General features: G+C 65.5%; 5 protein-coding genes and 1 pseudogene. 3 read left to right on the top strand and 3 right to left on the bottom strand.

Annotated features, from left to right (window positions below; all coding sequences use genetic code 11):
* Positions 1 to 118: 118 nt before the first annotated feature.
* Both SR3_RS29530 and SR3_RS29525 read left to right on the top strand, forming a co-directional pair.
* Positions 119 to 1243, top strand: coding sequence for a GNAT family N-acetyltransferase (locus SR3_RS29530; protein WP_157099209.1), 1125 nt, complete (start codon positions 119 to 121; stop codon positions 1241 to 1243).
* A complete protein-coding gene (locus SR3_RS29525) occupies positions 1240 to 2070 on the top strand; it encodes a proline dehydrogenase family protein (protein ID WP_245654156.1) in 831 nt (276 codons plus the stop codon). Before SR3_RS29530 ends, SR3_RS29525 begins: the two co-directional genes overlap by 4 nt.
* Here SR3_RS29525 and SR3_RS29520 read toward each other — a convergent pair.
* Together SR3_RS29520 and SR3_RS29510 are read right to left on the bottom strand one after the other, a co-directional pair.
* Positions 2067 to 2816, bottom strand: coding sequence for a dienelactone hydrolase family protein (locus SR3_RS29520; RefSeq protein ID WP_068094773.1), 750 nt, complete (start codon positions 2814 to 2816; stop codon positions 2067 to 2069). The two genes, SR3_RS29525 and SR3_RS29520, sit on opposite strands and share 4 nt — an antisense overlap.
* 583 nt (positions 2817 to 3399) lie before the next feature.
* A pseudogene (locus tag SR3_RS29510) lies at positions 3400 to 5711 on the bottom strand (EAL domain-containing protein).
* Between the two features lie 487 nt (positions 5712 to 6198).
* Here SR3_RS29510 and SR3_RS29505 point away from each other — a divergent pair.
* Entirely contained in the window at positions 6199 to 7002 is an 804-nt protein-coding gene (locus SR3_RS29505) for a phytanoyl-CoA dioxygenase family protein (RefSeq protein WP_068094764.1), read from the top strand.
* A gap of 3 nt (positions 7003 to 7005) precedes the next feature.
* Here SR3_RS29505 and SR3_RS29500 read toward each other — a convergent pair whose 3' ends face one another.
* Positions 7006 to 8208: an MlaA family lipoprotein gene (locus tag SR3_RS29500; RefSeq protein ID WP_068094762.1), complete on the bottom strand. Its 1203-nt coding sequence runs from the start codon at positions 8206 to 8208 to the stop codon at positions 7006 to 7008.
* Between the last annotated feature and the right edge of the window lie 327 nt (positions 8209 to 8535).

Below are 8535 nucleotides of genomic sequence, written 5' to 3'. Positions count from 1 at the left end.
CCTTGCCCAAACGCGCGCCCTATCTTGCCGAGGACCAATAAACCGACGCGAAGCTCTGGACCCGGCAGGCAATCTTTAGGGATTGCGCTGTAAAGCGCCCCATGAAAGGGCAGCTTTCGTGGAACATCAGAGTTTCAACATGCCGACCAGTCTTGCCGCGCCTGATCCGCGGCCCGAAACGGGAGTGGCGCTGGATTTTCAGCGCTTCGAGGCGGGACACCTGCTGACCGACGCCTGGCTGCGGCTGGAGCGCCACGCCAGCCTGCCCACCCAGACTTTGGGCTTTATCGCGGCTCTGGCGCAAAGCCTGCTGGCCGGTGTCGGGATCGTGGTCTTCGTGGGGCGCGGCGAGGAAGGCATCGAGGCGCTGATCCCGCTGTGCCGCGGCGCCTCCTATGCCGCCCGCTGGCGTCTGGCCGGTGCTTGCGAGGTCTTCGAGCCCGGCGACGCCCTGTGCGCAGGCGAGCAGGGCGCGGCGCTGCTGGCGCAGGTGCTGGCGCGCGATCCCCATGCGCTGAGTCTTGACCGTATACCCGCCCGTTCGCTGCTGATCCCGGCCTTGCGTGTGGCGATGCGCGGACGGGGGCTGGTCTCGGTGCGCCCGGCGCGCGGCTGCCCGACCATCGCGCTGGACGCCAACTGGGGGCAAGGCGAGAGCTTCCTCAACGCCGGGCGTCGCTCCGATTTCCGCAGGGCCGAGCGGCGCGCCGCGGCCATGGGTGCGGTCTTCCACGAGATCATTGCACCGGACCCTTGCGAATTCGACACGCTGTTCGATGAAGCCATCGCGGTGGAGATGAACAGCTGGAAGCGTGCGGCGGGCAGCGCCATCGGCTGCAACCCGGCCAAGGAGGCTTTCGTCCGCGCCTGGTTCCGCCATGCCTGCGAGCAGGGCACATTGCGCATCGCCTTTCTGCGCATCGGCCACAAGGCGGTGGCGATGCAGCTGGCGGTGGTCAGCCTCAACCGGTACTGGCTGTTCAAGATCGGCTATGACGAGGCCTATCGCAGCTGTTCTCCGGGCAATCTGCTGATGCTGCACAGCCTGCGCCATGCCGCCCGCGCGGGGCTGGAGGCCTATGAGCTGCTGGGCGAGGCCGAACCCTGGATCGCCGATTTCTGGACCCGCGACAACCATGACTGCGTGCGCCTGCGGACCTATCCCTTCAACCCGCGCGGCCTGTTGGCGCTGGCGGCGGATGGTCTGGTCTGGCTCAAGGGGCGGCTGAGGCGCAAGGCGTGAGCCTGTGGAGCCGCTTGCGCGATGCCCGATACGCCTTGCCCGGCATGATCGGGCGCCATCTGCCCGCGCCCGATGCGGCATGGGCGGGGACGCAGGCGCGGCGCTGGCAGGCAGGGGGCTGGGCGACAAGCTTCGGCTGGTTCCCCGGCGGCGAGGATGCCGATGGCGTGCTGGCGGGCCATCTGGCGCTGATCGCGGCGGTGGCCGGGCAGGATGCCGTGCTGGCGGTGAAAGCCCCTGCTCTGGGGCTGAGCGAGGCCCGTATCGCCACGCTGGCCAGGGCGGCGACGCAGGCGGGGGTGGCGTTGGTCTTCGATGCCCATGGACCGACGCATGCCGATGCCACGCTGGCGCTGGTCGAGCAGGCCATGGCGCTGCACCCCGCGGTCGGCTGCGCGTTGCCCGCGCGCTGGCGGCGCAGCGAGGCGGATGCTGCAAAGCTGCGAGACAGGCCGCTGACCTTGCGGATCGTCAAAGGTGAATGGGCCGATCCTGAAAGCGATCCCGAAGACCTGCGTGCCGCCTATCTCGATCTGGTGCGGTCGTTGGCGGGCCGCGCGGCGCCGGTGGTGGTGGCCACGCATGATCCCTTGCTGGCGGCGCAGGCGCTCGACCTGCTGATCGCCAGCGGAACGCCCTGCCTGCTGGAGCAGTTGCGCGGCCTGCCGCGCCGCCGCACCGAGGCCGTGGCGCGGCAGCGGGGCGTGCCCCTGCGGCTCTATCTGCCCACCGGGCCGGGCTGGTGGGCCTATGCCATCGACAAGGCGCTGGCGCGGCCCCACCTGCCGCTCTGGGCTTTGCGTGATTTACTCGGCCTGAAGGATTAGGGGCGCAACGCGTCCATCAGCGGCACCAGGGTTCGCCAGTGATGCTCGGCCTCGTCATGATCGTGAGCGGGCATATCGGCGGGCACCCAGCCGTGATGGGCGGGATAGGTTTCCACCTCATTCTCCACCCCGGCCTCATCCAGCGCGGCGATCAGCCGGGTTTTCTGCGCATCGTCGAAATTCTTGTCCTCTGCGGCGCCTGCCACATAGACCCTGGCGTTGATGCGCGGGGCCAGCAGATGCGGGCTGTCCGGCTTTTCTGTCGCCAGCCCGCCGGGGTGATAGGCTGCCGCGATGGCGATCCTGTCCCCGAAGGTGCCCGCCGCGGTCAGGGCAAGGCGGCCGCCCATGCAATAGCCGACCACGCCCACCGGGCCGCCCTGCGCGGCATCGTGCAAGGTGATCGCTTCCAGCAAGGCGCCAAGATCGCTCAGTGTGTCCTCGGTGGTGATCGCCGCCATGAATTTGGCGCGATGCTCCTCACGCAGATCGGGATTGCCGAAGACCTTTTTGGCGTCGATGGGTTCATAGGGGCCGGCGCGATAGAACAGATCGGGCAGAAACACCGCGAAACTGTGCGAGGCCAGCCGCGCCGCCAGATCCTGCATGGCCGGGCGGATGCCGGGGGCGTCCATCAGCATGATCACCGTGGGCCAGGGCCCTTCGCCATGCGGGGTGTGGACATAGGTGGGCATCACGGAATCCGGCGTGGTGACGTCGATGATGGTGAGGATCGTGTCGGTCATGATGGCCACTTGTCCTGCGATGGAGGAAACATGTCCGGATGGCTCCGGGCGTGAATCCAAAGCGGAAGTTTGACCCTTTTGTTCCCGGGGGCAGGCACCGGGGCAGGGTGGGACGAGTGCCCTTCGCGCTCCCCTGACTATATTTTCGCCGCGATCGGCGGTGGCCAGTCGAGGACTGGGCGCTTTTGCGGAGGCGGGTTAACGCGATGGTGGAGTGACAGGTAAATACCCGGAGATTTTAACCGCTGCGCCCTTCGGAAATGGATTCCGGATTCGTCCCTAATTCACCATTTTGGCAGGGCTGCCGCCGTAGCACGCGAAGGGCCGTCCCCACGCTGGGCCAGATATGAAAACGGCCTTGGAGGTGATCCAAGGCCGTCTTTTTATTCAGCAATATCAGCTGGTTCCGATTACTCGGAACCGCCGAAGAAATTGCCGATGCTGTCCCAGATGCTGCGGGCAGCAGGCTTCTTGTTCGTCATGGTAACGCTCCCAGAAAACATGACCTGCCGGAGACGGTTCCGGCAAGGGCAACGTTAACTGGTTGTAAACCAAACTCAAGAGGGTAAACGCGTATTAACCTTTAGGCGGCCCGAGGTGTCCTGGAAGGGAACACTATGGTGACCAAATCCTTAAATTTCATCGGCCTGCCCAGATGATAGCCCTGGGCGATGTCGCAGCCCAGCTGGCGCAGCAGATCCAGCGTGGCGCGATCCTCGATGCCCTCGGCGATCACGCGGCGATTCAGGCGGTGGGCCAGCGCGATCGTCGATTCCACCATCAAACGGTCATCCTCGTCGCTGGTGAGATGGGTGACGAATTTGCGGTCATCTTCACCTCGTCGCAGGGGAAGCTTTTCAGATAATCCAGCGTGGCGTTGCCGGTGCCGTAATCGTCGATGGAAATCTGGATCCCCATCTCGGCCAGCTGGGCCAGCGTGATGTTGGCCTTGTTGTTCTCGGTGATCTGGGCGGTTTCGGTGATTTCCAGCGTCAGGCTCGAGGCCGGAAAGCCGGTGGTCGCCAACACGCCAGCGATGCGCGCGACAAGCTCGGTGTTGTCCAGCAGCGTGGCCGACAGGTTGACGCTGAGGCGGAAATTGGTCTGCTTGTCCACGATGCGCAGCATGTCGCTGGTGGCGCGCTCCAGCACATAGAGCGTCAGGCGCAGGATGCGGTTATGGGCTTCGGCGGCGCCCACGAAGGTTTCGGGCGAGATCGAGCCGCGCTCTGAATGCTGCCAGCGCACCAGCGCCTCGGCGCCGATGATATGCAGATCGTCGATGGTGAACTGCGGCTGATAGGCCACCCAGATGTCGCCCTGATCGAGCGCATTGTCCATTTCGCCCACCAGGCTGAGCTGCCAGCTGGTGTCGCCCTCGCTGTCCGACTGGTGGAAGCGCCACAGCTGGTTGCGGCTGGCGGCGCGGTCGGCGGCGAGCAGGGCGCTGGCGATGCGGTTGGTGACCGTGCGTTCATATTCGTCGTCGAGGCCGAAGGAGACCTGCACGTCGATCTTGCGGGTGCCGAGAATCAGCTGGGTCTCGATCAGGCGGGCAAGGCCTTCGATATGCCCGGCCAGCTCGTCGGCGGGCAGGCGCGGGGCCAGCCAGTAGATGACATCCTCGGCCTGATAGAAGATGTTGCGCTGGCCCGGCAGCGACAGGCGGCGCACCAGTTCATTGATCAGATCGGTCTCGATCGCCTCGGGGAAGCTGGAGCAGATCGCGGCGTAATTGCGGATGCGCATCGCCACCAGAGGCTTTTCGGTGGCCTGGGGCTCCTCGCGCAGCGCCGAAAGATTGGGCAGCAGCGTTCCGGCATGCAGGCGCTGGGCCCGGCTGATCTCGCGCAGCATCATCGAGCGATAGGCCACGATGCCGAACAGCAGATAGGCAGGCAGGAAATCGGCCGTGATGAAATGAACGTCCAGCGCGAAAGGCAGCGCCAGCAGCACGGCCATCGCCCCCACCGTCACCAGTCCGGCCATCATGCGCTGGCGGCAGCGCAGCAGCAATGCGGCAAAGATCGTCGCGACGACAATGGCGGGCACCCATCCCCAGTTCTGGGGGACGCCTTCGCGCAGGGTCTGTGCGCCCACGGCAAGGAAATAGACGCCCGGCGTCCAGCCTTGCCCGGCCATGCCATGCATGTCCCACTGCCTGACCGAGGTCCAGCCGACCAGAATATCCTTCCCGCGCAGCTGCGAGGCCGGAACCTTGCCATCGACCACGTCGATAAAGCTGACGGTGGGAACCGAGCGCATCTGGATCGACCAGTCGGGACGGAACATTGTTCCTGTCGGGCCCGAGTGATCGGAGATTTCCGACGCGACCGAGCGCACGGTCTGGCCGGCCACCACGTCCTGATAGGGGAATTCCGCCGAGAGGGAAAAAGGCTTGGTGACGCCGTTGAGCAGGGTCAGCTTGACGTACTGACGGAAGAGCGGGGCAGGCAGGATATAGGTGGTCATCGCGCCCACGCCCTTGCCCGAAGCGGCCATGCTGCCCAGAGAAACCTTGCCGTTGCTGTTTTTCAGCGCCGCGGCAAAGACGTCGTTATCGGGCTGCGATGAAGCGTCGGTGTAGGTGCGGTCGAAATAGATATGGCGGACGCCCATGGCGACAAGATTGTCGATAAGCTTGGCATCGACCTTGCGCGAAAAACTGAATGTGCCGAAACGGGCATAGGTCTTCTCGTCCAGACCCACCACCACGATCTTGCCATCGGCGGGCCGGGCGCGGAGCATGTTGCGGCCGCCGCGGAACAGATCCTCCAGCGGCTCGCCAAGGTCGATCGCGCCGCAAATGACGGCGAGCAGAAGCGCCCAGAGCAAAATGCTGGTTGGCGTGGCGCGACTTGATTTGTGCCGGCTTTTTGCCGTCAGAGCGATCATGTGATGTCCCTTTTCGCAGGCTGGCCTGTCCCGGGGGGCCGGGATTCGGTCAGCTTGCACGGCCTGCATAGAGGGGATTCGGTAAAACTCTCTTAACCGTGGTTGTTAGGGTGGTCGCGCGGGTGCGCTGGTAAGCGGGCGGTGGCTGCGTGTTATGCAATTGAATGTTATGATCCCTGGCCCGCTCTGTGAGAATGTTTCGTACGGGGACTCTCAGGGGCGCCGCCGTGGCGACCGCCACGGTGCAACCCACCCGGCGCAAGCCGGCGCCAAGGGAGTTTGAATGCGCTTTGGGCACGGCGGGCTCGTCGGCTTCGGGTATCGTCCCGAAGCGGGGGCCGACAGCTGGCAGGATCATCGGGACGCGGGGCGCTGCCCCGCTGGCGGGGTCTTTGCGCGCCTGATATATTGGTTAAGGCTGAACATAGCCTATAACTATATCAACGGTTTAAGGAAACACTCCAACGCGCCCTCGTGGTTGCTGCGTATGGCGCGGATCGAAAGGCGCCTGGCCGATCCGCTGCACCACCGCGCCGCCCGCACGCCGCGCGCGGCCTTGTTCCAGGCCCGGGATCACCATGCCGAGCCCGGCGCTCTGCCGCCCGGCTTGCTTGCCGCCATGCGCGACGAGGTGATGCAGCAGCACCTCTATCACGATCCCACCATCCCCGGCTGGACCTATCGCGGTCTGGTCGAGGCGGCGCCCTACAGCGAGCTGCACATGCTGCCGCATGCGCTGTTCGCCAGCGATCTTTTTCTGGAAATCTGCACCAGCCCCACCGTCATGACATTTTGCCGGGAGGTGATCGGGCCGCGCGCGGCGGTCAGCTGGGGGCAGGCATGGATCGCGAATCCGGGCTATCTCGAATCGCCCAAGTGGAAATGGCACCGCAACAATGACGAGCCTTTCAACGCCGTGCAGGTGCTGGTGCCGCTCGGCGATGTGCTGGGGGAGGAGGATGGGCCGATGCTGGTGCTGCCGGGCAGCGCGCAATGGTCAGCCTGCCTTGAGCCGCGCCTTTATGGCGAAGACGAGGTGGAAGCGATGACGTCGCGCCATCCGCCCCATGCGTTGCTGGGGCGGATGGGCGATGTGGCGTTCTTCAAGGGGTTTGCCCTGCATCGCCTGACGCCGGTGTTGCGGCGGCAGGCGATGCTGGCGATTCTTGTGTCGATCGGCCCGGCGCTCGGCAGCCCGACGATCATGCGCCGTCCGCTGTCCGCCGTGCCGGGCCATCTGCGCGAGAGAATCGCGCAGAACGAAGGATTCTTTCGCCGCCTGGTCTGCTGACCGTCAGCGATGGTGACCCTCGGGAACCGGCTGAACGACCGGATTGGACACCATCACCGGCGCGGGCGGCGGGGGAGGCGTGGGCTCCTGAATGATCGGCGGGATCATCAGCGGGGGCAGCGCCTCGGGCGGTGTGGCCGAAGGGCCATAGACCGCCTCTTCCGCCGTGATCGGGCGGGTGTTGATGCCGTGCAGCCCATCGATCTCGGCCTGACGGTGCTGGAGATAGAAGCGCCGCATCGCCGCATAGGAATCGGGCGCATCGCGGAAGACGCGCAGCTGCGGATCGATCATCACACGGTCGTCCAGCCCGCCGATGATCGTCACGGCCAGACCATAGGCGGGGCCGCGCAGCTCATCGGCATAGAGCGCCGGGAAGCCCACGCGGTCGATGGTGGTGCCGATCACGTCGCGCAGCGTGGTGGGGCCGATCAGCGGCAGGAAGAAATAGGGGCCCGGCTTGACGCCATAGAAGCCCAGGGCATCGGCGATGCCGTTGGGGCGCCACGGCAGGTGGAAGGGCTTGCGCTTGGCGATGTCGAAAATGCCGGCCAGACCGATGGTGCTGTTCAGACCGAAGCGCCCGATGGTCTCGAACATCTTGCCGAATTTGTGCTCCGCCAGATAGGCCACCGCCACGGAGGGTTCGCGCATGTTGTAGAGCACATTGTGGAAGCCCTGGCGCAGCGGCGAGGGCAGGGTCTTCTTATAGGCCATCGCCGCCGGGCCGACGACCGCCTTGTCCGTCGCCTGGATCACGGCGTAGGTCTTGATGTTGATGCCTTCCAGCGGATCGCCCGCCGGGGCCTTGCGCTCGCCCGAGACGACGATGTCGCCCGGGGCGCTGGTGTGTGCGTGCTGGTCCGGGGCAGGCTGCTTGTCGCCAGACGGAGCCGCGACGGGCGACGGGCTGGCCGGAGCGGTCTGATCCGTCGCTGCCGGAGTGGTTGCGCCGAAGGCGGGCGCGGGCACGGCGGCCTGAGCAGCCTCATCGGCGGCCTGCAGCGAATCGAGCGGCGCATAGGTCAGCACGGCCTGATCGGCGGGCGCGGCCAGAACGGGCGTCGCCCAGGCTCCCAGCATGCCGACCGAAGCGAGGGCGGCCCCTTTCAGCCAGCGCGTATGCCGAGCCTCACGGGCCTCCGCCACGGGCGCGACGCCTGCCCGCGAGGGAAATGCGGGACGTGCCCCGCCGGTGATGCTCATGCCGAAATGCTCCTGCCTGTGCCCCTGCCTGTGGCAAGGGTTGAATAACCCCGATCCCGCATCTGTGCGCCAGATGCAAGGCTCGCTTTTGCCGAGCCCTGTAATTTCACGAGGATTTGCGCAAGATGAACCGGATCGGCGAAAAATCCTCAATCACCTGCCCCTGAGGGCGCTCCAGCACATTCGTATACCGCTGGGCAGACCCCGATCCTTGCCATAGAGTGAGCCGTTGACCATCGATTGCGAGATGCCCTGCATGACCTCTCAGACCGTTTTGGCCCCCCTTTCGGATTCGGTTCAAACTGCATGGTGGCGAGGGGCGGCGAT

The organism is Novosphingobium rosa NBRC 15208 (assembly GCF_001598555.1).
Lineage (GTDB): Bacteria > Pseudomonadota > Alphaproteobacteria > Sphingomonadales > Sphingomonadaceae > Novosphingobium > Novosphingobium rosa.
Note: the sequence above shows the minus strand (reverse complement) of the source record. Positions and strands in the feature narration are given on the sequence as shown.

What these genes read in the sequence shown, in the direction of transcription:
- SR3_RS29520 (WP_068094773.1), bottom strand. Translation starts at nt 2,816, where the DNA reads ATGACCGACACGATCCTCACCATCATCGACGTCACCACGCCGGATTCC.
- SR3_RS29505 (WP_068094764.1), top strand. Translation starts at nt 6,199, where the DNA reads ATGGCGCGGATCGAAAGGCGCCTGGCCGATCCGCTGCACCACCGCGCC.
- SR3_RS29500 (WP_068094762.1), bottom strand. Translation starts at nt 8,208, where the DNA reads ATGAGCATCACCGGCGGGGCACGTCCCGCATTTCCCTCGCGGGCAGGC.